Genomic DNA, 23260 nt, shown 5'->3' on the forward strand with positions numbered 1-23260 from the left:
ATCGCCGATAAAGCTCTCGAACTAGGCGGCGCTCACCCTGTGCTAATATCGCGCCCCTGTTCATTTTGTATGTGGGTTGCTCCATGAAGTTGTCCATGCCGCGATTCGATCAAGCCCCTGTCTTGGTGGTCGGCGATGTCATGCTCGACCGTTACTGGCATGGCGGTACCTCACGGATTTCCCCTGAGGCACCGGTACCGGTAGTCAAGGTCGAGCAAATCGAAGACCGTCCAGGTGGCGCTGCCAACGTTGCCCTCAATATCGCCGCACTCGGCGCCCCTGCTTCCCTGGTGGGTGTGACGGGCGACGACGAAGCCGCCGACAGCCTGGCCAACAGCCTGCGCGGCGCCGGCGTACGTGCGCTGTTCCAGCGCATCGCTAATCAGCCGACCATCGTCAAGCTGCGGGTGATGAGCCGTCACCAGCAATTGTTGCGTATTGATTTCGAAGAGCCGTTCACCACCGACCCGCTGGCCCTCAGCGGTCAGGTCGACGCGCTGCTCGAAGGCATCAAGGTGCTGGTGCTGTCCGACTACGGCAAAGGCGCACTGAAAAACCACCAGGTGCTGATCCAGGCGGCCAAGGCCCGAGGTATCCCTGTACTGGCCGATCCCAAGGGCAAGGACTTCTCGATTTATCGAGGCGCCAGCCTGATCACGCCGAACCTCAGCGAATTCGAAGCCATTGTCGGCGGTTGCGCCGATGAGCACGAACTGGTGACCAAGGGCGCTGCCCTGATGGCCGACCTCGACCTGGGCGCTTTGCTGGTGACCCGTGGCGAGCACGGCATGACCCTGCTGCGTCCCGGCCACCCGGCCATGCACCTGCCGGCACGTGCCCGTGAAGTGTTCGACGTCACCGGCGCCGGCGACACCGTGATTTCCACCCTGGCCGCGTCCATCGCCGCTGGCGAGGAACTGCCCCACGCCGTGGCCCTGGCCAACCTGGCGGCGGGCATCGTGGTGGGCAAACTGGGTACCGCCGCCATCAGCGCCCCTGAGCTGCGCCGAGCGATCCAGCGTTCCGAAGGCTCGGAGCGTGGCGTGCTGACCATCGAACAATTGCTGCTGGCGATTGACGATGCCCGTGCCCACAACGAGAGCATCGTCTTCACCAACGGCTGTTTCGACATCCTGCACGCCGGCCACGTGACGTACCTGGAGCAGGCGCGGGCCCAAGGCGATCGCCTGATCGTCGCGGTCAACGACGACGCGTCGGTCAGCCGCCTCAAAGGTCCCGGGCGCCCGATCAACAGCGTTGAGCGGCGCATGGCCGTACTGGCCGGCCTGGGCGCGGTGGACTGGGTGATCAGCTTCCCTGAAGCGACCCCGGAAAACCTGCTGGCCCAGGTCAAGCCGGACGTACTGGTCAAGGGCGGTGACTATTCCGTCGACCAGGTGGTGGGGGCGGATATCGTCAGCGCCTACGGCGGCACGGTCAAAGTGCTGGGACTGGTCGAGAACAGCTCGACCACGGCAATCGTCGAGAAGATCCGCAACAATGAGTAAGGCTGCCCCGTTGGTCCTGATCACCGGCGGCGCCGGCTTTATTGGTTCGCACCTGGTCGATGCGTTACTCGCCAAGGGCTATGGCGTGCGCGTGCTGGACAACTTGTCCACAGGCAAGCGCAGCAATCTGCCGTTGGACAACCCGCGCGTCGAGCTGCTTGAAGGTGATGTGGCCGATGCCGAGCTGGTGGCGCATGCCGCTGCTGACGCAACGGCGGTGGTGCACCTTGCCGCCGTGGCGTCGGTGCAGGCGTCGGTGGATGATCCGGTCAGCACCCACCAGAGCAATTTCGTCGGCACCTTGAACGTCTGCGAAGCCATGCGCAGGGCGGGCGTCAAGCGCGTGCTGTACGCCTCGAGCGCTGCGGTGTATGGCAACAACGGTGAAGGTGCTTCGATCGACGAAGAGACCACCAAGGCGCCGTTGACGCCCTATGCCGCCGACAAACTGGCGGGTGAGCACTACTTTGATTTCTACCGCCGCCAGCATGGTCTGGAGCCGGTGATTTTCCGCTTCTTCAATATTTTCGGGCCGCGCCAGGATCCGTCATCGCCGTACTCCGGTGTGATCAGTATCTTCAGTGAACGGGCCCGGCAGGGCTTGCCGATTGCCGTGTTTGGCGATGGCGAGCAGACCCGCGACTTTATGTACGTCGAAGACCTGGTGGACGTGTTGGTGCAGGCCATCGAAGCGCCGGAGGCTCCGCTGGGGGCGATCAACGTCGGCTGGAACCGCACCACTACCCTCAAGCAGGTGTTGCAGGCATTGGAAGAGGCGCTGGGCTCGCTGCCTGCCGTGACGTTCGGGCCGGCGCGTTCGGGGGACATCCGGCATTCGCGGGCGAATAACCAGCGGCTGTTGGCGAACTTCACATTGCCGGAGCCTACACCGTTAAAAGTCGGTCTGGAGCGCCTGCTTAACGGCTAGCCGCAATCCAGGGTGGTGGCGGGCTTGCCCGGTTCAGCAGGCTTTCTGCGGTGAGGGGGCCTGCTATGGTTGGCAGGTTTACTGTGAGCAGGCTTGCCCTGCGCCGGGCTGCGAAGCAGCCCACTCCATCAACCCTTGACCTTTTTCTTCGGCACGATCTTGCGCAACACGCGCCGCGCCAATCCCTTCAACTTTGATTCTTTTTCAGGCTCCGCCAAGCCTTGCTGGCGTAACCAATCCTTCCAGCGAATGCGTTCTTCGCGTACCAACCAGCCTTCCTGTTGGGCAAAGCTTTCTGCCAGGTATAAACCCCGCGTACTGGCCGGGTACAGTTGGTCTTTCTTCAGGGTGTACAACTCGGGAAGAGGCTGGCCGTCTTTGAGCGGCATCAAGTACAGGTCCGGACGCTTGCGGTCCAGGCGTGCGACTAACTGGTCGCCTTCCAGGCGCTCGTCGACATGGAACAGGCTCAGGGATTTGGCTTCCTTCGGCACTTCCAGGCGCAGGTCGTAAATCAGTTGCAGCGACGCCGTGGGCAGGTGCACGTAGGCCCTGGGGCGTTCGATCAGTTGGGTGGTTGCGCAGCGCACCGGGCGGGCGGCGCCGGACAAGGGGCTCAGGCGAAACGGCAGCGCTTCGCGGTAATGCAGCGCGGCCGAGTAGGGCGCGGGCAGCCAGGTATCGTTGAAGCGCCCGCCGAGCCAGCCTTCGGGCGTTTCCAGCAGGCACTCTTCGGCAATTTCCTGGATGGCGGTGTGCAGCGGCAGGTTCAGTTCGTGGGCCGGGACGTAGCCCGAGATCAGCTTGAGTACCACGTCGCCACGGTCCTGGCGGCGTTGGCGTACCAGTACCCAGTAATCGCGGTTCTGCCAATGCAGGGTCAGTCGTACCGACACACCGAGGTTCGCCAGTTCCAGGACGAATCGCTCGGCGTCCGGTGCTTCCACCGGTTTGCGCCGTTGCAGGGTCTGGGCAAAGTTGAGCGGCATGCCCACGCTCTGGTAACTCAGGCCTTCGGGTGTGGCTTCGACGTGCAGCGGCAGTGTTTTAAAGTTACTGGGGTTTTTTCTTATGAGCGTGCGCGGCATGTCGGCTCCTTTTTGCGACGGGGTCGGCCGCGTCGGCGGCATCAGAGTTGACGGATGACCTTGGCAGCGGTCGCCACGTTATGGGCCAGGTGCAGCGGATTAATGGTCCCGACAATAGCACTGGCCACGCCGGTTTGCGCAAACAACAGCATGAAACTCGCGTGTATTGGATCCATTCCAGGCTCCAGGCAAACATGGCCGCTGGCCAGGGCCTTTTTCACCAGAATGCCCTTGCCGTGCACCGCTGCGTAATCAATGACGGTTTTCTCGGCCTGTTCGTTCAAATTGTAGGTAACCATTGCGCAATCGCCCTGTTCCAGCGCTTTCACGCCCCCTTCAACGGTTTTGCCGGAGAAGCCGAACCCACGAATTTTGCCCTCTTGTTTCAGCGCTGCCAGGGTCTGGTAAACCTCGCAATCGTTGAGGATGTGCAGGTCGTTGCCGTCGGAATGCACCAGCACCAGATCGATAAAATCCGTTTCAAGCCGTTTCAAGCTGCGCTCGATGGACAGGCGAGTGTGGGTTGCGCTGAAGTCGTGGCGGGAAACGCCGTCCTCGAATTCCTCGCCGACCTTGCTGACGATCACCCAGTCTTTGCGCTGGCCACGCAGCAGCGGGCCCAGGCGTTCTTCGCTGCGCCCATAGGCAGGCGCCGTATCGATCAGGTTGATGCCCAACTGGCGCGCCTGGCGCAGCAGCATCCGCGCTTCGTCGTCATCCGGAATTTGAAAACCGTTGGGGTATTTCACACCTTGGTCGCGGCCCAGTTTGACGGTGCCCAGGCCCAGCGGCGAAACCAGCAGGCCGGTGCTGCCCAAGGGGCGGAGCAGGTCGTGCAGGGTTGGCAGGCTCATGGCAGCAGTTGCTCCCAGGCCGGTACACCGATGGCCGGTTTTGGCAGCTCCGGCAGCGGCCCCGCGTTGCTTGGGTGAATGCCGTCGCGTTCCAAGCTGTTGATTACCCGATCGGCGAAGTCCGGCGCCAGGGCCAGTTTGGTCGGCCAGCCAACCAACAGGCGCCCATCTTCGGCGAGGAAAGCGTTGTCGGGGCGGCTCAGGCCCGACTGCAGCGGCTCGGCGCGGTCGACGCGCAAGGTCGCCCATTGGGTCTGGCCCATGTCGATCCAGGGCAGCAGTTGCGCCAGCTCTTTTCGGGCAGTGGCGATCTGTTGTTCAGGCGTGCGCGCCACACCATCGGCCTCGGCAATGTCGCCGCCCATGTACCACACCCAATTGCCGTCGGCCGCCGGATGCGTGGTCACAGTGATGCGTGGCTTGGTGCCGCCGCCCAGGCAGTGGGCGTACAGCGGCTTCAGGCCGGGGCCCTTGGCGATGATCATATGCAACGGGCGTGTTTGCATGGCCGGCTGGCTCAGGCCCAGGGCGCTGAGCAGCTCTGCAGTGCCGCCGCCGGCGCTCAGCACGATGCGCTGGGCGCGGATCTCGCGACCATCGACCTTCAAGCCCACCAGAGTGTCGCCGTCGCGCAGCGGTTCAATGCGTTGCCCGGCGAGCAAGCCGTCGCCGGCCAACTGCGCCAGGCGTTCAATGACGCTCGGTACGTCCACCACCAGTTCGGCCAGGCGATAGACCTTGCCCTTGAAGCGAGGGTTTTGCAGTGCGGGTGGCAGTTCGTCGCCCTTGACCTGATCGACCCGGCCGCGCACGGCCTTGCTTGCGAAAAAACTGGTGAGGTTGCCGGCGATCGTGCCGGGGGACCACAAGTAATGAGCTTGCGAAAGCACGCGCACGCCGGACAGGTCCAGTTCGCCGTTACCCGCCAGGGCTTCGCGCCAGCGGCGGGGCATATCGGCGATGGCTTCGGAGGCGCCGGTAAGGGCGCCGTGCAGGGCGTATTTCGCACCGCCGTGAATGATCCCCTGGGACTTCACGCTTTGCCCTCCCCCCAAGGTGGCGCTTTCCACCACCACCGTGGAAAACCCCTGGCGGCGCAGGCGCGCATTCAGCCAGAGGCCGGCAACCCCGGCGCCGACAATCAGAACGTCGGTGGAAATAACGGATGGCATGGGCGACCTCAGTGTTCAAGACAAGAGGCGCAGTATACAGGCTGTTGAGTGACGGTCAGTGCCCGGCGGTTTTCGAGAACAGTTGGATGACCACCACGCCCAGCACAATCAGGCCCATGCCCAGCATTGCCGGCAGGTCGAGCTTTTGCCCGTAAATAAACAACGCCGCAATGCTGACCATCACAATGCCCATGCCGGCCCACACGGCGTAGGCCACGCCCACCGGCACGGTGCGCACGACCAGGGTCAGCATCCAAAAGGCCACACCGTAGCCGACGATCACCAGCAACAGCGGGATAGGCGTGCTCAAACCTTTGATGGCTTTCATCGACACAGTGGCGATCACTTCCGAGCAAATGGCAATGGCCAGGTAGTAGTAAGCAGCGTTCATGGCGTCAATCCTCGGTGTGGAACTCTTTGATATGGCCGCTATTCTAGGCGTTGCCCAGATGGGGTAAAGTCATTACCTATCCGATTTAAAGATGGGTTATGCCATGAGTGTGCAGTGGAACCTGGAGCAGATGCGGCTGTTTGTGAGCGTTGCCGAACAGCGTTCGTTTTCGGCGGTAGCGCGCGGGCAGCGCAAGGCGCAATCGGCGGTGAGCAATGGCATCGCCTTGCTGGAGGCGGACTTGGGCGTAAGCCTGTTTGAACGCAGCAGTGGCCGCCAGCCGCGCTTGACCGAAGCCGGCGCGGTGCTGCTCGAAGAAGCCAGGGAAGTGTTGCGTCAATGCGAGCGCCTCAACGGCCGCGCGCTGTCGCTGATGCGCGGCGAAGAAGCGCGTCTGCGCCTGGCCCAGGACGAGGCGATGCTGTACCAGCCTGTGCTCGACAGCCTGGATGTCCTGGCCGGGAAATTTCCGAACCTGGAAGTACAGCTTTCCAGCGCTGCTCAAGGCGACGTCGCACGCAAGTTGGTCGAGCGCAAGGCGGACCTGGGCCTGTTGTTCTATCACGACCAGATCCCCGAAGCGCTGGAGCGCCGGGTGGTGGGCAGTGTCGAGATGGTCACCGTCTGTGGGCGCAATCACCCCTTGGCGACGCAGGGCTTCGTGGACTGCCAGCGCCTGGCGCAGTTTCGGCAGTTACTGATGTCGACCCAGACCAGTGTGTATCCCGGCAGCGAGGCCGCCAGCCCGCAGGTGTGGCGGGCCGACAGCTTCTACGTGCTCGCCGAATGGTTGATCCGCGGCCTGGGCTGGGCCTGGTTGCCCCGGCATGTGGTGCAATACCCGGCCTACCAAAACCAGATGGTCGAACTCGACAGCGAATGGACCCCGCCAGCCCTGGTGGTCGAGTTGGTGTGGCGCCGTGACGAACCCTTGGGCCCTGCCGCACAGTTTCTTGCCGAACGTTTTGCCGAGTGCCTGCGGGCGATAGATTGAAAAAGCCGATAAACTCCGCCGCCATGAATAGAACTCTCTACAGCTGTCTGTTTTACCTGGCGCTGCCGTTGGTGGCTTTACGTCTATGGCTGCGTGCGCGCAAGGCGCCGGCCTATGCCAGGCGCGTGGGCGAGCGGTTTTCGTACGGCTTGCCGGCGATGAAGCCCGGAGGGATCTGGGTGCATGCGGTGTCGGTGGGCGAAAGCATCGCGGCGGCGCCGATGATTCGTGAGCTGCTGGCGCGTTATCCACAGCTGCCGATCACCGTCACCTGCATGACGCCCACCGGTTCCGAGCGTATCCAGGCCTTGTTCGCCAACGAGCCGCGCATCCAGCACTGCTATTTGCCGTATGACCTGCCGTGCGCGGCCAAGCGTTTTCTCGACCGTGTGCAGCCCACGCTCGCTGTGATCATGGAAACCGAACTGTGGCCCAACCACATCCATGCCTGCGCCATGCGCGGTATTCCGGTGGCGCTGGCCAATGCACGGTTGTCGGCACGTTCGGCCAAGGGCTACGCGCGCTTTGCCAAACTGACAGCGCCGATGCTCTCGCAAATGAGTTTGTTCGCGGTACAGACCGAGACCGAAGCCCAGCGTTTCCTGAGCCTGGGGGCTCGCTCGGACACCATAGAGGTGACCGGCTCGATCAAGTTCGACCTGACCATCGACCCGCAGCTACTGGAGCGCGCGGCCGCCTTGCGCGAGCAATGGGGGGCCAGCGAGCGCCCGGTATGGATCGCCGCCAGTACCCATGAAGGTGAGGATGAAGTGGTGTTGGCGGCGCATCGTCAGTTGCTCGCCAACTACCCCAATGCGTTGCTGATCCTGGTGCCACGCCACCAGGAGCGCTTTGCTCCGATGTACGAACTGTGCGAGCAGCAAGGGTTTGCCACGGTGCGCCGCTCCGCGGGTGAACCCGTCGATGCGCACACTTCAGTGCTGCTCGGCGACACCATGGGGGAACTGCTGTTTCTGTACGCCCTGGCCGACAGTGCGTTCGTTGGCGGCAGCCTGGTGCCGACCGGCGGGCACAATCCGCTGGAACCGGCGGCGCTGGCCAAGCCGGTGATCATGGGGCCGCACGTGTTCAACTTCCTGGAAATCACCGCGATGCTGCGGGATGCCGGGGCGTTGCGCGAAGTGGATGACGCCGAAGGTTTGGCTGAAGCCGTGCGTCAGTTGTTCGAGCTGCCGCAGGATGCGCGCAGGATGGCCGAAGCGGGGCTCAGGGTGATGCGGGCCAATCAAGGGGCTTTGCAGCGCTTGCTGGACGGGTTGGACAGGCTGATTAGCCATTGAACGACATGGACCAACGGTGGGGGCGGGCAAGCTGGCCCCCTGCCGGTCTGACTCAGTAACCCGGTCGGGCTTTTAACTGTTCGGCGGCGGCTTTGGCCAGGTCCGGCGGCAGGAAGTCTTTGTCCGGGTTGTAGTCCGCCTTGAGGTAGCGCGCCAGGTCCTGCAGATCCCCTGGGTTCAGCGTGCCGGCCGCCTGCTTCAAGCGCAGGTTGTCGAGGATGTAGTCGTAGCGGCTGTTGTTGTAGTTACGTACCGACGCGTAGAGCTGGCGCTGGGAGTCGAGCACATCGACGATATTGCGCGTCCCCACCTGGTAACCGATTTCCGTGGCTTGCACCGCGCTCTGGTTGGAGATGATCGACTGGCGGCGCGCCTGTACCTGTTCCACATCGGTGTTCACCGCGCGGTGCAGGTTGCGGGTGTTTTCCACCACTTGGCGGCGCAGGCCTTCGCGCTGCTGCTCGGTCTGGCCCAGGCGCGAGTAGGACTCACGCACTTGTGAGCTGGTCAGGCCGCCGCTGTACAGCGGGATACTCAAGCGCAGCCCAATGGTGCGTTGCTCGACGTCGCCCCGGTAAGGCGTGCCGAAGGCGTTCGGGTTGCTGAAACCGAGGGCGTCGTTGTCGCCTTTTTCGTACTGCGCCACCGCATCCAGGGTGGGTGCGTGGCCGGCCTTGCGCTGCTTGAGGGTTTCCTCGGCGGCGGTCACGGCGTAGTTGCTGGCGAGCAGGTTCAGGTTCTGGCGGCCGGCGGTTTCCACCCAGGCCTTGGCGTCGTTGGGCAGCGGCGGCAACACCGGCAGCGTGTGGACAATGCCCTGGATCGAGTTGTACTGGCGGTTGGTCAGGGTGATCAAGGCTTCAAACGCGTCGTCGACCTGGCGCTGGGCAAGGATGCGGTTGGCCCGCGCCGTGTCGTAGCTGGCCTGGGATTGCAGCACGTCGGTCTTGTCCGACAGGCCCACGTCGAAGCGCTCGTTGGACTGGTCCAGTTGGCGCTTGAAGGCATTTTCTTCGGCCTTGGTGGAGGCCAGGTTGTCCTGGGCGCGCAGCACGGCGAAGTAGTTCTCGGCGCTTTGCAGGATCAGGTTTTGTTCGGTGGCCGACAGTTGCAGCGCAGCCTGCTCGTTGACGGCTTCGGCGGCTTGCAACTGGAACCAGCGGTCGGCGCGGAACAGCGGCTGGCTCAGGGTGGCGCGCCAGGAGTGGGCATCGCGGTTGGCGGTCGCCGCCGGGGTGTCGATCTGGGTGCGCACATTGTTGATATCGGCACCGGCCGAGAGGTTGGGCAGCAAGCCGGCGCGGGCCTGGGGCACCACTTCTTTTTGCGCGCCGTACTGAGCCCTGGCGGCGGCCAGGTCGGCGTTGTTATCCACCGCTTCCTGGTAGACGCTGACCAGGTCGGTTCTGGCGGACAAGGGCGCTTCAGCTGCCCAGACCATTGCGTTGGTCGCACAAGACACGGCAATAGCCAGTGAGAGTTTGCGCAGCATGAGGCGATCCCTGAGTAAATATTACGGCGATAATTTGTCGGCCAAGGCTACGGCGACTGTTTCAGAGCGTCAAGCCTTAAGCAGTAGGCGAGTGTAGTGGCGGTTCCACTGCTCAACAATCCTGCGATTACGCCATTCATCACGCTGAATGCTCCAGCGTTGGCAATTTGCCCACGCCATGGTCTAGACTGGCCGCGTTCTTGTCGGGGTGCCTTGTTGGAAGGCTGAGATCGGTAAATACCGGATCCCGTTGAACCTGATCAGGTTAGCGCCTGCGTAGGGAACAAGATTTCTCGTCACCCGGCGAGTCCTCTTGTGCTTCGTCCGGGATGCTGTTCGACAATCGAACAGCCCTCGTGCGTCAAGCACAGCACTGCCTCCAGTGCGTCCATCCGTCACAGGTTCGCTCCGACAAAAATCCACCGCCTGGATCAGTTGGAGAGCCCGTGATGACGACAAAACTAAAAAACACCGTGCATTTGAGTGAGTCGGCCAAAGTCGATTCCGGTTCCGTGCAGCCGTTTACCCGCTCGCAAAAAATCTACGTGCAGGGCAGCCGTCCGGACATTCGCGTGCCGATGCGCGAAATCAGCCTGGACGTGACGCCCACCGATTTCGGCGGTGAGATCAACGCCCCGGTCACCGTGTACGACACCTCCGGCCCCTACACCGACCCCAACGTGATTATCGATGTGCGCAAAGGCCTCGCCGACGTGCGCTCGCCGTGGATCGAAGTGCGTAACGACACCGAGCGCCTGTCGGGCCTCAGTTCGCACTTCGGGCAACAGCGCCTGAGCGATGCCGAGCTGACCGCCCTGCGTTTTGCCCACGTGAAAAACCCGCGCCGCGCCAAGGCGGGTGCCAACGTCACCCAGATGCACTACGCGCGCAAAGGCATCATCACCGCCGAGATGGAATACGTCGCCATCCGCGAGAACATGAAGCTTGAAGAGGCACGCGCCAGCGGCCTGCTCGACCAGCAACACGCCGGCCACAGCTTCGGTGCCAGCGTGCCGAAGATCATCACCCCCGAATTCGTGCGCGAAGAAATCGCCCGTGGCCGCGCGATCATCCCGGCCAACATCAACCACACCGAACTGGAACCGATGATCATCGGCCGTAACTTCCTGGTGAAGATCAACGGCAATATCGGCAACAGCGCCCTAGGCTCGTCCATCGAAGAAGAAGTGGCGAAACTCACCTGGGGCATTCGCTGGGGGTCGGACACCGTGATGGACTTGTCCACTGGCAAGCATATCCACGAAACCCGCGAGTGGATCATCCGCAATTCGCCGGTGCCGATCGGTACCGTGCCGATCTACCAGGCCCTGGAAAAAGTCGGCGGCGCCGCTGAAGACCTGACTTGGGAGTTGTTCCGCGACACCCTGATCGAACAGGCCGAGCAGGGCGTTGACTACTTCACCATCCACGCCGGCGTGTTGCTGCGTTACGTGCCGCTGACCGCCAAGCGTGTCACCGGGATCGTTTCCCGTGGCGGCTCGATCATGGCCAAGTGGTGCCTGGCGCACCACAAAGAGAACTTCACCTACACGCATTTCGACGAAATCTGCGAAATCATGAAGGCCTATGACGTCAGCTTCTCCCTCGGCGATGGCTTGCGTCCGGGTTCGATTGCCGATGCCAACGACGCCGCACAGTTCGGCGAGTTGGAAACCCTCGGTGAGCTGACCAAGACCGCCTGGAAGCACGACGTGCAAACCATGATCGAAGGCCCCGGCCACGTGCCGATGCAGTTGATCAAGGAGAACATGGACAAGCAGCTCGAGTGCTGCGACGAAGCACCTTTCTACACCCTGGGCCCGTTGACCACCGACATCGCGCCGGGCTACGACCACATCACCTCCGGCATCGGAGCGGCGATGATCGGCTGGTTCGGCTGCGCCATGCTCTGCTACGTCACGCCCAAGGAGCACCTTGGCCTGCCGAACAAGGATGACGTGAAGACCGGGATCATCACCTACAAGATCGCCGCGCATGCCGCCGACCTCGCCAAAGGCCATCCCGGCGCGCAGATCCGCGACAACGCCTTGAGCAAGGCGCGCTTCGAGTTTCGCTGGGAAGACCAGTTCAACCTCGGACTGGACCCGGACACCGCGCGGTCCTATCACGATGAAACCCTGCCGAAGGACTCGGCCAAAGTCGCGCATTTCTGCTCGATGTGCGGGCCGAAGTTCTGCTCGATGAAAATCACCCAGGAAGTGCGCGAATACGCGGCCAACCAGCGCATTGAAGCGGTGGATGTGGATGTGGCCAAGGGCTTGGCCGAGCAGGCGGAGCGGTTCAAGCAGGAAGGCAGCCAGCTTTATAAGAAGGTCTGATCCAGGGTGGCCGGTGCCTGCACCGGCCTTATCGGGGGCTTGCCCCCGATCGCCATCTCCCCAACCACCCATGCCCCTCAGAGATACCCCCCTTGAGCATTCAACCGAGTACCTACTCTCCTGACACCGCGGTGCCGAGCGACAAACGTGTCTTCGGCGCCCGCGACCTGTTTTCCCTGTGGTTCTCCCTCGGCATTGGCCTGATGGTCCTGCAGACCGGCGCCTTGCTGGCGCCGGGCCTGGGCTTGTCCGGCGCGTTGCTGGCGATTTTCCTCGGTACGCTGGTCGGCGTGCTGCTGTTGGCCGCTGTCGGCGTGATCGGCAGTGACACGGGCCTGTCTGCCATGGCGGCGCTCAAACTCAGCCTCGGCGCCAAAGGCGCCAGCCTGCCGGCGTTGCTGAACCTGCTGCAACTGATTGGCTGGGGCTCATTTGAAATCATCGTGATGCGTGATGCTGCGAGCCTGTTGGGCACGCGGGCGTTCAGTGACGCCAGCCTGTGGGCCAGCCCGCTGCTGTGGACCCTGTTTTTCGGTGGCCTGGCGACCTTGCTGGCGGTCAGTGGTCCGCTGACCTTTGTGCGCCAGATCCTGCGCAAATGGGGCATCTGGCTGTTGCTGGCGGCCTGCCTGTGGCTCACCTGGAACCTGTTCGCCAAGGCTGACCTGGCCGCGCTCTGGGCCCAGGCCGGCGACGGTTCGATGCCGTTTGCGGTGGGTTTCGATATCGCCATCGCCATGCCGCTGTCGTGGTTGCCGTTGATCGCCGATTACTCACGTTTCGGCAAGCGCGCCAAAAGCGTATTCGGGGGCACCGCGCTGGGGTTCTTTATCGGTAATTTCTGGCTGATGAGCCTGGGCGTGGCCTACACCCTGGCGTTTGCGCCAAGTGGTGAGGTGAATGCGCTGCTGTTGGCGCTGGCCGGTGCGGGCCTGGGAATTCCGCTGTTGCTGATTTTGCTGGACGAGTCGGAGAACGCCTTTGCCGATATTCACTCGGCGGCGGTGTCCAGCGGGATTCTGTGTCGCTGGAAAGTTGAACACCTGGCGCTGGCCATTGGCGTGATCTGCACGCTGATTGCCTGCTTCGCACCGTTGGCGCAATACCAGAACTTCCTGCTGTTGATCGGTTCGGTATTTGCGCCGCTGTTCGGCGTGGTGCTGGTGGATCATTTCGTCCTGCGACGCCGTGGCCAGGGCGTCGTTACCGGCTTGCGTTGGTCGGCACTGCTGGCCTGGCTGGGCGGCATTGCCACTTACCATCTGCTGGCCAACCTGTACCCGGATGTCGGCGCGACCCTGCCGGCGTTGGTGCTGGCAGGGTTGTTGCAGTTCATCCTGGCGCGGGCTTTCAACGGCGTGCGGGCACCAGCTCAGGCTTGAGGATGCCTTCCAGGCGTGAGTAGGGGATCTGAAGTTCGACGTGGCCCAGGGCGTACGGCGCGATGGTGGTGGTGGGGTACTTGAGGATCACACCGCCGTAAGTCAGCGCCACGTTCGGGGTTTTCTGGAACGGATAGGTTTTTACGAACGTCGGCTCCAGGCTTAGGCGGGTGCTGATCAGCCAGCTGTTATGCGCCACCTGGGCGGCTTTCCAGAATGCATCTTCCTTGCCCGGCAGCAGCATGTCGCTCAACGACAGCGCCTTTTGTTGCTGGCGCGAGTAGTTGATGAACGCGCGGCCCGGCTCGCCATGGGTGGCGCCCTGATCCAGGTAGCTGGACAGTTCGATGATCACCAAGCCGTCATGCTGTTCGCGTACTTTGGCTTGCAAATACATGCTGTTGTTCGGCGCGGCGGTTTGCAGGAATTGCTCGCGATAGCTCTCAAGGCTGGTCGGCAGCGGGTTGGCGCCGGTCATTTCCAGCAGGCGCTGTTCGATCAGGGCGTCCAGCTTGGGTTCTTTGGCGAAATGCACGGTGTCGATATTCACCAGCGCGCAATCGGCGCTGGCGCAGCCGGGCCGGGTTTGCTCGCTGGTGTCGCGGCTGGCTTCCAGCGGGGTGCTCCAGTTCGGTTGAAACAGGCTTTGGCAGGCGCCGAGGGTCAAGGCGATGCAGGCCACGGAGGCGATTTTTAAAAGCGACATGGATGTCCTTCGTCTATCGATAAGAGCGAAATTGTGCAGCTTCGACTACCGGCAAGGCAGTCAGTTCGCCACTAAGCTGATTAGAGTGAGTTTGACCGCCGCCGTCTATCCCGGCAACCGGAAAGGGGCTGCACCAACCGACGCGGGCGCGTTAGGATGGCGCGAATTGCCAGGCATAACGAGGAAGGGATATGACGGACTTTGCAAAATCGACGCCGAGCAAGATTGAAGTTGTTCAGCACGACAATCTCCATAAAGGTTTTTACAAACTCGACCACATGAAGCTGCGCCATGAAAAATTCAATGGCGACATGAGCCGTGTGATCCACCGCGAAGTCTTCGTCCGTCACGACGCGGTGTGTGTGCTGCCTTACGACCCACAGCGCGACGAAGTGGTGTTGAACGAGCAGTTTCGTGTCGGCGCCATGGGCCGTACCGATAACCCTTGGCTGATCGAGATGGTCGCCGGCCTGATCGACAAGGATGAGCAGCCGGAGGAGGTTGCACACCGCGAAGCCGAGGAGGAAGCTGGGCTGACCTTCTCTGCCTTATGGCCGATCACCAAATATTTCCCGTCGCCCGGTGGCAGTACCGAGTATGTGCACTTGTACCTGGGCCGCTGCGACAGCGCCGGTGCTGGAGGCGTATATGGGCTGGAAGAAGAAGCGGAAGACATCCGCGTGACGGTCTGGGCCTTTGAAGACGCCCTGCAAGCCGTACGTGACGGTAAGATTTCCAACGCAGCCAGCATTATCGCCCTGCAATGGCTTGCGCTTAACCGCGCGGAAGTGAGGGGGTTATGGCAGTAAAGGCACGGGAACGTTATCGAGTCGACCTGATCGGGCTGCAAGCCGCCTGCGAGGCCAACTATGCGCGGCTGATGCGACTGCTGCCCGACATGCGCCACGCGCCCGAGGCGCGACGTATCGGCGTGACCCATGGCGACCAGATGCTTGGCGTGCTGGCCCTGGAGGTCATCGTCAACTGCCCGTACACCACCACCCTGCGCGTGCGCCAGGAGCACAGCCTGCCTTGGCTGCCGGTGCCGCAACTGGAAGTGCAGGTGTACCACGACGCGCGCATGGCCGAAGTGATCAGCGCCGAACATGCGCGGCGCTTTCGCAGCATCTATCCTTATCCGAATGTGTTCATGCACCAGCCCGATGAGAAAGCACAGCTCAATGTGTTCCTCGGTGAATGGTTGAGTCACTGCCTGGCTCTGGGCCACGAGTTTGAAGTCGTGCGGTAGATGTGAACTGCGTCTGCTTACTTGGGTTTCCTCTTTGCGTCCTGCCCCAGCATAATCGCCGCACTTGTCCATATCCTGTGATTGCCCTGGGAGAGCGCCTTGCCGAGCGTATCCGCCGTGAATCCCGACGCTGCGCTGCTGGTGCAGCTGTCTGACAGCCACTTGTTCGCCGAGGCCGACGGTACGTTGTTAGGCATGAACACCCGTGAGAGCCTGCAACGGGTGATTGAGTTGGTGCGTCGACAACAGCCGCAGATCGATCTGATGCTGGCCACGGGCGACCTGTCCCAGGACGGTACGCTGGCGTCTTACCAGCTGTTTCGCGAGATGACCGCGGCCATCGGTGCTCCCGCGCGCTGGATTCCCGGCAATCATGATGAACCGCAGATCATGGAACTCGCCGCAGCGCACAGCGACCTGCTGGAGCCGGTGGTGGACGTGGGCCACTGGCGCATCACTCTGCTGGACTCCGCCGTCCCGGGCTCCGTGCCGGGTTACCTGCAGGATTCGCAACTGCAATTGCTCGCTCAAGCCTTGAGCGAAGCGCCGAACCGGCATCATTTGGTGTGTTTCCACCATCATCCGGTGCCCATCGGCTGTGCCTGGATGGAGCCCATCGGCCTGCGCAACCCTGAGGCGCTGTTTGCCGTGCTGGATCGCTTCCCCCAGGTCAAGGCGGTGCTCTGGGGCCATGTGCACCAGGAAATCGATGGCGAGCGTGGCGGGGTGCGCTTGCTAGCGTCACCGTCCACCTGTATCCAGTTCGCGCCCGGCAGCGAAGACTTCAAGGTCAGCGAGCAGGCGCCGGGTTATCGCTGGCTGCGCCTGCATGCCGACGGGCGGTTGGAGACCGGCGTAGAGCGGCTGGTCGGCTTCGCGTTTACGGTGGATTACGGTAGCAACGGCTACTGAGATTTACCTGTAAACTGCGCCCTTTTGGCGCAAGCACGGAGAGCCCGGCATGTCCGCTTCGATCCTCTATATCCACGGCTTCAACAGCGCGCCTGCGTCCAACAAGGCCAGCCAGTTGATCCGGGTGATGGACGCCCTTGGCCTGGCCGATCAATTGCGCGTACCGGCCTTGCATCACCATCCCCGCCAGGCAATTGCTCAGTTGGAAGAGGCGATTGCGCAACTGGGCCGGCCACTGCTGGTCGGCAGCTCACTCGGCGGCTACTATGCAACCCATCTTGCCGAACGCCATGGCCTCAAGGCGCTGCTGGTCAACCCGGCGGTAAGCCCGCATCGGATGTTCGACGGTTACCTGGGTACTCAGAAGAACCTCTACACCGATGAAACCTGGGAACTGACCCACGACCACGTCACCACCCTGGCCGAGCTGGAAGTGCCCGCACCCCAGGACGCTGCGCGCTATCAGGTGTGGTTGCAGACCGGGGATGAAACCTTGGATTATCGCCTCGCCCAGCAGTACTACCGGGCCTGTGCCTTGCGCATCCAGGCCGGTGGCGACCATGGTTACCAAGGGTTCGCCGGGCAATTGCCGGCGCTTTTGAGTTTTGCCGGCATTAGCGCAGACCAGTATCAATCCTTCGACTTTTCGGCACTGTAATTGCCTTGAAAACCGCAGGTTACTTTTTAATCGAACGACTCACGACGAGACCCCATGGCCACTCCCAGCGCTAGCTCTTATAACGCCGACGCCATCGAAGTCCTCTCGGGCCTCGACCCGGTGCGCAAACGCCCCGGCATGTACACCGACACCAGTCGGCCGAACCACCTTGCCCAGGAAGTCATCGACAACAGTGTCGACGAAGCCTTGGCCGGGCACGCCAAGTCGGTGCACGTCATTCTCCACGCTGACCATTCCCTGGAAGTGTCCGACGATGGTCGCGGCATGCCGGTGGACATCCACCCCGAAGAGGGCGTGTCGGGCGTCGAGCTGATCCTCACCAAGCTGCACGCCGGTGGCAAGTTCTCCAACAAGAACTACCAGTTCTCCGGTGGCTTGCACGGTGTAGGCATTTCCGTGGTCAACGCCCTGTCGACCCTGGTACGGGTCAAGGTCAAGCGTGACGGTAATGAGTACCAGATGACGTTCGCCGATGGCTACAAAGCCACCGACCTGGAAGTGATCGGCACCGTTGGCAAGCGCAACACCGGCACCAGCGTGTACTTCGCGCCGGACCCTAAATACTTCGATTCGCCGAAATTCTCCATCAGCCGCCTCAAGCACGTGCTCAAGGCCAAGGCGGTGTTGTGCCCGGGCCTGTTGGTCACCTTTGAAGACAAAGGCACCGGCGAAAAGGTCGAGTGGCATTACGAAGACGGTCTGCGTTCCTACCTGGAAGATTCCGTCAGCGATTTCGAGCGTCTGCCCAACGAACCGTTCTGCGGCAGCCTGGCCGGTAATAAAGAAGCCGTCGACTGGGCGCTGCTGTGGTTGCCCGAAGGCGGCGACAGCGTGCAGGAAAGCTACGTCAACCTGATCCCGACCGCCCAGGGCGGTACCCACGTCAACGGTTTGCGTCAGGGCTTGCTGGACGCGATGCGCGAATTCTGCGAATACCGCAGCCTGCTGCCGCGCGGCGTCAAGCTGGCGCCGGAAGACGTGTGGGAGCGCATTGCGTTCGTGCTGTCGATGAAGATGCAGGAGCCGCAGTTTTCCGGTCAGACCAAGGAGCGCCTGTCGTCCCGCGAGGCCGCAGCATTTGTTTCGGGTGTGGTCAAAGACGCCTTCAGCCTGTGGCTCAACGAGCACCCGGAGCTGGGCCTGGCCCTGGCGGAGCTGGCGATCAACAACGCCGGCCGTCGCCTCAAGGCCAGCAAAAAGGTCGAACGCAAGCGCATCACCCAGGGCCCGGCATTGCCTGGCAAGCTGGCTGACTGCGCCGGGCAGGACCCGATGCGCTCCGAACTGTTCCTGGTGGAAGGCGATTCCGCCGGTGGTTCCGCCAAGCAAGCGCGGGACAAGGAATTCCAGGCAATCCTGCCGTTGCGCGGCAAGATCCTCAACACCTGGGAAGTCGATGGCAGCGAAGTTCTGGCCAGCCAGGAAGTGCACAACATCGCCGTGGCTATTGGTGTCGACCCGGGCGCGGCAGACATGAGCCAACTGCGTTACGGCAAAATTTGCATCCTGGCCGACGCCGACTCCGACGGTCTGCACATCGCCACTTTGCTGTGTGCGCTGTTCGTGCAGCACTTCCGCCCGTTGGTGGATGCCGGTCACGTCTACGTCGCCATGCCGCCGCTGTACCGCATCGACTTGGGCAAAGAGATTTTCTACGCCCTCGACGAAGCCGAGCGTGACGGCATTCTCGACCGCCTCGTGGCCGAGAAAAAGCGCGGCAAGCCCCAGGTCACGCGATTCAAGGGGCTGGGTGAGATGAACCCGCCGCAACTGCGTGAAACCACCATGGACCCGAACACCCGGCGCCTGGTGCAGTTGACCCTGGAAGACTATGCCGCGACCTCGGAAATGATGGACATGCTGCTGGCCAAGAAGCGTGCGCCGGACCGTAAGTCCTGGCTGGAGTCCAAAGGCAACCTGGCCGAGGTTCTGGGCTGATGCGCACAGGTGTCGCCCTGGCGATCCTGATGTTGAGCGGGTTGGCGAGCACCCAGGTGATCGCCGCGCCCGTGGCTGAGCTTAAGCTGGTGTCCGAACACCCGGTGGACGGCATGCGCGGCGGCAACCTGTCGGGCCTGGCGCTGTGTGGCAACCGGCTGTGGACGGTTTCCGACCGTGACGATGACCAGATCTACCGCCTGGATACAAGCGCGCCGACCTGGCAGGCCGAGGCGGTGAAGATCGAGGTGCCGCCGGTGCCGGAATCCGGGTTGCCCTGGGGGCTGCGTTCGCGCACCAAGGCTGCGTCGTTCATTCGCGGTGGCGACCTGGATTTTGAAGCCATCGCCTGCGATGCCGCGGATAACCGCTACATCGTCAGCGAAGCCCATGCGGCGGTGCTGCAGGTGCCGGCCACGGGCGCGTCCGAGTGGTTGAAGATCGCGCCGAGCATGGTGCGGGAGGCGCGCGCCAGTGGCATGCTGCTGCACTTTAATGCCTTGTTCGAAGGCCTGGTGGTAAACCCCGAGGGCAATCAGATCTGGCTGGCTGCAGAACGTGAGCGGCGTGGGCTGATCTCCATCAAGCGTGCGCAAAGCGTGTGGGATTGTGATGGCCCTTGCGTGTTACTGAGCGAGGCCGGCCAGGAAATGCAGCCAGCCAAGTTCGCCAACGCAAAAGCGGTCTCCAAGGATTTTGCCGACCTGGCCCTGTTCGACGGCAAGCTGTTTACCCTGGAGCGCAATGCGTTCCAGATCTGTCGGCGTGATGCGGTCACGGCTAAGGTCGAACTGTGCTGGTCGTTTGCCGATGAAACCCTGACGCCCGAGCGGCGTTACGCTCAGCCCTATGGCTTGGCCGAAGCCCTGGTGGTGGATGCCGACGGTGCCTGGCTGGGCATCGACAACAACTTCGGCCCGCGTGCCGATGGTGAAAAACGCCCGGTGGTCTATCGTTTTGCCGCCCCGGTCGGTGGCTGGAGTGCCCAGCCATGAATGATCAACCCCTTGAATTGACTCAGCGCAGCGGCCTTTCCGCTGCGCCTTACCAAACATTGATGAGGCCCGCATGAGTGACATCCTCGCAGACAGCTTAGACGGCGTAGAACGCCGGTCGCTGGCTGACTTCACCGAAAGTGCCTACCTCAACTACTCCATGTACGTGATCATGGACCGTGCCTTGCCGCATATCGGCGACGGCCTCAAGCCCGTGCAGCGGCGCATCATCTACGCCATGAGTGAGTTGGGCCTGGACGCCGATTCCAAGCACAAGAAGTCGGCGCGTACCGTCGGTGACGTTCTGGGCAAGTTCCACCCCCACGGCGACTCGGCGTGCTACGAAGCCATGGTGCTGATGGCCCAGCCATTCAGTTACCGCTACACGCTGGTGGACGGCCAGGGTAACTGGGGTGCGCCGGACGATCCCAAGTCGTTTGCCGCGATGCGATACACCGAGGCGCGGTTGTCGCGTTACTCAGAGGTGCTGCTCAGCGAATTGGGGCAGGGCACTGCCGACTGGGGGCCGAACTTCGACGGCACTCTCGACGAGCCCCTGGTGTTGCCGGCTCGTTTGCCGAATATTCTGCTCAATGGCACCACCGGGATCGCGGTGGGCATGGCCACCGATGTGCCGCCGCATAACCTGCGCGAAGTCGCAACGGCCTGCGTGCGCTTGCTCGATGAGCCCAAGGCCACGGTCGAGCAGCTCTGTGAGCATATCCAGGGCCCGGATTACCCGACCGAAGCGGAAATCATCACGCCACGCGCTGACCTGCTGAAGATGTACGAGACCGGCAAGGGTTCTGTGCGCATGCGCGCCGTATACCACATCGAAGACGGCGACATTATCGTCACCGCGCTGCCGCACCAGGTGTCCGGTGCCAAGGTGTTGGAACAGATCGCCGCGCTGATGCAGGCCAAGCCGTCGAAATTGCCGCAGGTTGCCGACCTGCGTGACGAGTCCGACCACGAAAACCCCTGCCGCATTGTGATCATCCCCACCAATAGCCGGGTCGATCACGAAGTCCTCATGCAGCATCTGTTCGCCAGCACCGACCTGGAGTCCAGCTACCGGGTCAACATCAATATCATTGGCCTGGACGGCAAGCCTCAGCTGAAAAACCTGCGCAACCTGCTGGTGGAATGGCTTGAGTTCCGGGTGCGGACCGTTCGTCGTCGCCTGCAATTCCGCTTGGACAAGGTCGAGCGCCGCCTGCACCTGTTGGACGGTTTGCTGATCGCCTACCTCAACCTGGATGAAGTGATCCACATCATCCGCACCGCCGAGCACCCGAAAGCCGAACTGATCGCGCGTTTCGAGCTGAGCGAGATCCAGGCTGACTACATCCTCGACACTCGCTTGCGCCAATTGGCGCGACTGGAAGAAATGAAGCTGCGCGACGAACAGGACGCGCTGCTCAAGGAACAAGCCAAGCTGCAAGCCCTGCTGGGCAGCGAAACCAAGCTGAAAAAGCTGGTACGCAGCGAGCTGATCAAAGACGCCGAAACCTATGGCGATGACCGCCGTTCGCCGATTGTCCAGCGTGCCGAAGCCAAGGCCCTGACAGAAACCGAACTGTTGCCTAACGAGAAAATTACCGTCGTTCTGTCGGAAAAGGGTTGGGTTCGTTCCGCCAAAGGGCATGATATTGACGCCACTGGCTTGTCGTACAAGGCTGGCGATGGTTTCAAGACCGCCGCAGCCGGGCGTTCCAACCAGTTTGCAGTGTTTATTGACTCTACGGGGCGCAGCTATTCGGTGCCGGCGCACACCTTGCCGTCCGCTCGGGGGCAGGGCGAGCCGTTGACCGGGCGTCTGACGCCGCCGCCGGGGGCGAATTTCGAGTGTGTGTTGCTGCCCGATGATGACTCGCTGTACGTGATTGCCTCGGATGCGGGGTACGGGTTCGTGGTCAAGGGTGAAGACCTGCAGGCCAAGAACAAGGCGGGTAAGGCGCTGTTGAGCCTGCCGAACAACGCCAAGGTGATCCTGCCGCGACCGGTGGATGACCGCGAGAGCAACTGGCTGGCCTCGGTGACCACCGAGGGGCGCCTGTTGGTGTTCAAGATCAGCGATTTGCCGCAGTTGGGCAAAGGTAAGGGCAACAAGATTATTGGTATTCCAGGGGAGCGGGTGGCCAGTCGCGAAGAGTATGTGACCGACATCGCGGTAATCCCGGAAGGCGCTACATTGGTACTTCAGGCCGGTAAACGCACGCTGTCGCTGCGGCCTGACGACCTGGAGCACTACAAGGGCGAGCGTGGTCGGCGGGGTAACAAGCTGCCACGTGGCTTCCAGCGCGTCGATGCATTGCTGGTTGAAGCGCCCGTTTAACGCGGTTTAGAGGGCTCGATCTACGATTTAACGCGTAGATCGGCGCTTTCGCGCTGGAGTCATGGCGCATATTCACGGATGATATGGCCTTTCCAGCGCCGGCGTGGCCGAGCGTGTTTAGGTTATTTTTAGTATTACATTGTGGTTCGCCTTGTGGCAGCCACCTGGATGGGATGATGACTGCTCCACGCCTTCCTTTTATTTTCATGCTCGCTGGCCTTTTGGGGCTGGCGGGTTGCAGCACACACCAACCTGTGTCGCTGTACCAGTTGGACAGCGGAAGTCCGGCTCAACCCGCACAGGCCGCCGGTATGGCTGTGTTGCTGGGGCCCGTGGTCGTCGCTGACTACCTGCAACGCGAAACCCTGCTGCAACGTCAGAATGACGGCAGCCTGCAAGGTGCCACAGATGGTCGTTGGGCGGGCAGCCTGTCTTCCGACATCAACCAACTGATGTTGCGCCAGGTGGCCGGTCAATTGGACAGCCAGCGGGTGGTCCTCTCGCCTGCGCCTGCGGGTTTCATCCCGGATGTGCAGGTCTTGCTGACCATTACCCGGCTCGACTCCGGTACGTCGCAGCCAGCGATCCTTGATGCGCAATGGCGCCTGATCGACCGCCGTGGTCAGGTGCGTGACAACCGTATCGTGCACTTGCAGGAAGAGCACGCCGGCACCACCGCCTCCCAGGTTCAGGCCCAGGGCGTGTTGTTGCAGCAGTTGGCGCAGCAGTTGTCGGTGGCGCTCAAGCCATTGGCCAACCAACCGCCTATTGCCGAGGCCCCGCGCAAGCAGAGTGCTCCGGCACAGACCAAGCCTGCCGAACCGCAGCGTCCCAAGATGCCGATGGCCACGCCGATCCGCACGGATATGGAAGTGTTCAGGTTCTGATCCGAATCGCGCACAAACAAAAGGCCCGCTTACTCAGCGGGCCTTTTGTTTGTGCGCGATTTACTTGAAGCCTGTGGCGATCCAATTGGGGGAGGGGGCAAGCTCCC

Annotated in this window: 20 protein-coding genes and 1 riboswitch; of the genes, 14 read left to right on the forward strand and 6 right to left on the reverse strand. The window is 62.2% G+C overall.

Annotated features, from left to right (window positions below; translation table 11 throughout):
- The first annotated feature begins 83 nt into the window (after positions 1 to 83).
- The gene (hldE, locus tag PSH59_RS02415; protein ID WP_248077349.1) at positions 84 to 1508 is read left to right on the forward strand and encodes a bifunctional D-glycero-beta-D-manno-heptose-7-phosphate kinase/D-glycero-beta-D-manno-heptose 1-phosphate adenylyltransferase HldE; all 1425 of its coding nucleotides are present in this window, start codon (positions 84 to 86) and stop codon (positions 1506 to 1508) included.
- Positions 1501 to 2436 carry an NAD-dependent epimerase/dehydratase family protein gene (locus tag PSH59_RS02420; protein ID WP_248077351.1) on the forward strand — a complete coding sequence of 312 codons (936 nt, stop codon included), beginning with the start codon at positions 1501 to 1503 and terminating at the stop codon, positions 2434 to 2436. The genes hldE and PSH59_RS02420 overlap by 8 nt, the downstream gene beginning before the upstream one ends.
- A 128-nt stretch (positions 2437 to 2564) precedes the next feature.
- On the opposite strand, the gene PSH59_RS02425 is transcribed toward PSH59_RS02420, so the two are convergent.
- From PSH59_RS02425 to PSH59_RS02440, 4 genes are read right to left on the reverse strand one after another with little or no spacing between them, the layout of a single operon-like run.
- Positions 2565 to 3524, reverse strand: coding sequence for a metal ABC transporter ATPase (locus tag PSH59_RS02425; protein WP_305394224.1), 960 nt, complete (start codon positions 3522 to 3524; stop codon positions 2565 to 2567).
- Positions 3525 to 3565: 41 nt separating this feature from the next.
- Complete coding sequence (locus PSH59_RS02430) at positions 3566 to 4378, reverse strand: aldo/keto reductase (RefSeq protein ID WP_305394225.1); 813 nt, start codon at positions 4376 to 4378, stop codon at positions 3566 to 3568.
- Positions 4375 to 5550, reverse strand: a complete 1176-nt coding sequence (locus PSH59_RS02435) for an FAD-binding oxidoreductase (protein ID WP_305394226.1) — start codon at positions 5548 to 5550, stop codon at positions 4375 to 4377. The genes PSH59_RS02430 and PSH59_RS02435 overlap by 4 nt, the downstream gene beginning before the upstream one ends.
- Before the next feature lie 55 nt (positions 5551 to 5605).
- Positions 5606 to 5941 (reverse strand): multidrug efflux SMR transporter, encoded by a 336-nt coding sequence (locus tag PSH59_RS02440; RefSeq protein ID WP_017526453.1) that lies wholly within the window; start codon positions 5939 to 5941, stop codon positions 5606 to 5608.
- Between the two features lie 103 nt (positions 5942 to 6044).
- Between PSH59_RS02440 and PSH59_RS02445 the strand changes: the two genes are divergently transcribed.
- Together PSH59_RS02445 and waaA are read left to right on the forward strand one after the other, a co-directional pair.
- The gene (locus PSH59_RS02445) at positions 6045 to 6935 is read left to right on the forward strand and encodes a LysR family transcriptional regulator (protein ID WP_248077364.1); all 891 of its coding nucleotides are present in this window, start codon (positions 6045 to 6047) and stop codon (positions 6933 to 6935) included.
- A 23-nt stretch (positions 6936 to 6958) separates the two neighbouring features.
- On the forward strand, positions 6959 to 8236 hold the full coding sequence (gene waaA / locus PSH59_RS02450; RefSeq protein ID WP_305394227.1) for a lipid IV(A) 3-deoxy-D-manno-octulosonic acid transferase: 1278 nt from the start codon (positions 6959 to 6961) through the stop codon (positions 8234 to 8236).
- A 52-nt stretch (positions 8237 to 8288) separates the two neighbouring features.
- Here the strand turns inward: waaA and PSH59_RS02455 are convergent, their stop codons facing one another.
- The gene (locus PSH59_RS02455) at positions 8289 to 9728 is read right to left on the reverse strand and encodes a TolC family outer membrane protein (RefSeq protein ID WP_248077370.1); all 1440 of its coding nucleotides are present in this window, start codon (positions 9726 to 9728) and stop codon (positions 8289 to 8291) included.
- 194 nt (positions 9729 to 9922) lie between these two features.
- A riboswitch (TPP riboswitch) is annotated at positions 9923 to 10028 on the forward strand.
- Positions 10029 to 10177: 149 nt separating this feature from the next.
- Here PSH59_RS02455 and thiC point away from each other — a divergent pair.
- Together thiC and cytX are read left to right on the forward strand one after the other, a co-directional pair.
- On the forward strand, positions 10178 to 12067 hold the full coding sequence (thiC, locus tag PSH59_RS02460; protein WP_248077373.1) for a phosphomethylpyrimidine synthase ThiC: 1890 nt from the start codon (positions 10178 to 10180) through the stop codon (positions 12065 to 12067).
- Positions 12068 to 12159: 92 nt separating this feature from the next.
- Positions 12160 to 13449: a putative hydroxymethylpyrimidine transporter CytX gene (gene cytX / locus PSH59_RS02465; protein WP_305394228.1), complete on the forward strand. Its 1290-nt coding sequence runs from the start codon at positions 12160 to 12162 to the stop codon at positions 13447 to 13449.
- On the opposite strand, the gene PSH59_RS02470 is transcribed toward cytX, so the two are convergent.
- On the reverse strand, positions 13418 to 14155 hold the full coding sequence (locus PSH59_RS02470) for an RsiV family protein (protein WP_305394229.1): 738 nt from the start codon (positions 14153 to 14155) through the stop codon (positions 13418 to 13420). The genes cytX and PSH59_RS02470 overlap by 32 nt on opposite strands.
- 191 nt (positions 14156 to 14346) lie before the next feature.
- Here PSH59_RS02470 and PSH59_RS02475 point away from each other — a divergent pair, with 191 nt between their 5' ends.
- From PSH59_RS02475 to PSH59_RS02510, 8 genes are all read left to right on the forward strand, one after another.
- On the forward strand, positions 14347 to 14964 hold the full coding sequence (locus tag PSH59_RS02475; protein ID WP_248077378.1) for an NUDIX domain-containing protein: 618 nt from the start codon (positions 14347 to 14349) through the stop codon (positions 14962 to 14964).
- Positions 14955 to 15404 carry a DUF1249 domain-containing protein gene (locus tag PSH59_RS02480; protein ID WP_003171323.1) on the forward strand — a complete coding sequence of 150 codons (450 nt, stop codon included), beginning with the start codon at positions 14955 to 14957 and terminating at the stop codon, positions 15402 to 15404. Before PSH59_RS02475 ends, PSH59_RS02480 begins: the two co-directional genes overlap by 10 nt.
- Positions 15405 to 15503: 99 nt before the next feature.
- Positions 15504 to 16316, forward strand: coding sequence for a 3',5'-cyclic-AMP phosphodiesterase (gene cpdA / locus PSH59_RS02485; protein ID WP_305394230.1), 813 nt, complete (start codon positions 15504 to 15506; stop codon positions 16314 to 16316).
- 49 nt (positions 16317 to 16365) lie between these two features.
- Complete coding sequence (locus PSH59_RS02490) at positions 16366 to 16974, forward strand: YqiA/YcfP family alpha/beta fold hydrolase (RefSeq protein WP_248077386.1); 609 nt, start codon at positions 16366 to 16368, stop codon at positions 16972 to 16974.
- Positions 16975 to 17028: 54 nt separating this feature from the next.
- On the forward strand, positions 17029 to 18933 hold the full coding sequence (gene parE / locus PSH59_RS02495; RefSeq protein ID WP_248077389.1) for a DNA topoisomerase IV subunit B: 1905 nt from the start codon (positions 17029 to 17031) through the stop codon (positions 18931 to 18933).
- Positions 18933 to 19928, forward strand: a complete 996-nt coding sequence (locus PSH59_RS02500) for an esterase-like activity of phytase family protein (protein ID WP_305394231.1) — start codon at positions 18933 to 18935, stop codon at positions 19926 to 19928. The genes parE and PSH59_RS02500 overlap by 1 nt, the downstream gene beginning before the upstream one ends.
- A gap of 73 nt (positions 19929 to 20001) precedes the next feature.
- On the forward strand, positions 20002 to 22266 hold the full coding sequence (gene parC, locus PSH59_RS02505; protein WP_248077396.1) for a DNA topoisomerase IV subunit A: 2265 nt from the start codon (positions 20002 to 20004) through the stop codon (positions 22264 to 22266).
- Between the two features lie 176 nt (positions 22267 to 22442).
- Complete coding sequence (locus PSH59_RS02510; RefSeq protein WP_248077400.1) at positions 22443 to 23153, forward strand: membrane integrity-associated transporter subunit PqiC; 711 nt, start codon at positions 22443 to 22445, stop codon at positions 23151 to 23153.
- Positions 23154 to 23260 lie beyond the last annotated feature (107 nt).

The organism is Pseudomonas sp. FP2309 (assembly GCF_030687575.1).
GTDB lineage: Bacteria > Pseudomonadota > Gammaproteobacteria > Pseudomonadales > Pseudomonadaceae > Aquipseudomonas.

Bases quoted from the DNA above. Each gene is read 5' to 3' on its own strand.
- PSH59_RS02490 (WP_248077386.1), top strand. From the start codon at position 16,366: ATGTCCGCTTCGATCCTCTATATCCACGGCTTCAACAGCGCGCCTGCG.
- PSH59_RS02440 (WP_017526453.1), bottom strand. From the start codon at position 5,941: ATGAACGCTGCTTACTACTACCTGGCCATTGCCATTTGCTCGGAAGTG.
- PSH59_RS02510 (WP_248077400.1), top strand. From the start codon at position 22,443: ATGACTGCTCCACGCCTTCCTTTTATTTTCATGCTCGCTGGCCTTTTG.
- parC (WP_248077396.1), top strand. From the start codon at position 20,002: ATGAGTGACATCCTCGCAGACAGCTTAGACGGCGTAGAACGCCGGTCG.
- PSH59_RS02455 (WP_248077370.1), bottom strand. From the start codon at position 9,728: ATGCTGCGCAAACTCTCACTGGCTATTGCCGTGTCTTGTGCGACCAAC.
- PSH59_RS02430 (WP_305394225.1), bottom strand. From the start codon at position 4,378: ATGAGCCTGCCAACCCTGCACGACCTGCTCCGCCCCTTGGGCAGCACC.
- PSH59_RS02470 (WP_305394229.1), bottom strand. From the start codon at position 14,155: ATGTCGCTTTTAAAAATCGCCTCCGTGGCCTGCATCGCCTTGACCCTC.
- PSH59_RS02475 (WP_248077378.1), top strand. From the start codon at position 14,347: ATGACGGACTTTGCAAAATCGACGCCGAGCAAGATTGAAGTTGTTCAG.
- parE (WP_248077389.1), top strand. From the start codon at position 17,029: ATGGCCACTCCCAGCGCTAGCTCTTATAACGCCGACGCCATCGAAGTC.
- PSH59_RS02420 (WP_248077351.1), top strand. From the start codon at position 1,501: ATGAGTAAGGCTGCCCCGTTGGTCCTGATCACCGGCGGCGCCGGCTTT.
- PSH59_RS02435 (WP_305394226.1), bottom strand. From the start codon at position 5,550: ATGCCATCCGTTATTTCCACCGACGTTCTGATTGTCGGCGCCGGGGTT.
- thiC (WP_248077373.1), top strand. From the start codon at position 10,178: ATGACGACAAAACTAAAAAACACCGTGCATTTGAGTGAGTCGGCCAAA.
- waaA (WP_305394227.1), top strand. From the start codon at position 6,959: ATGAATAGAACTCTCTACAGCTGTCTGTTTTACCTGGCGCTGCCGTTG.
- PSH59_RS02425 (WP_305394224.1), bottom strand. From the start codon at position 3,524: ATGCCGCGCACGCTCATAAGAAAAAACCCCAGTAACTTTAAAACACTG.
- PSH59_RS02500 (WP_305394231.1), top strand. From the start codon at position 18,933: ATGCGCACAGGTGTCGCCCTGGCGATCCTGATGTTGAGCGGGTTGGCG.
- hldE (WP_248077349.1), top strand. From the start codon at position 84: ATGAAGTTGTCCATGCCGCGATTCGATCAAGCCCCTGTCTTGGTGGTC.
- PSH59_RS02480 (WP_003171323.1), top strand. From the start codon at position 14,955: ATGGCAGTAAAGGCACGGGAACGTTATCGAGTCGACCTGATCGGGCTG.
- PSH59_RS02445 (WP_248077364.1), top strand. From the start codon at position 6,045: ATGAGTGTGCAGTGGAACCTGGAGCAGATGCGGCTGTTTGTGAGCGTT.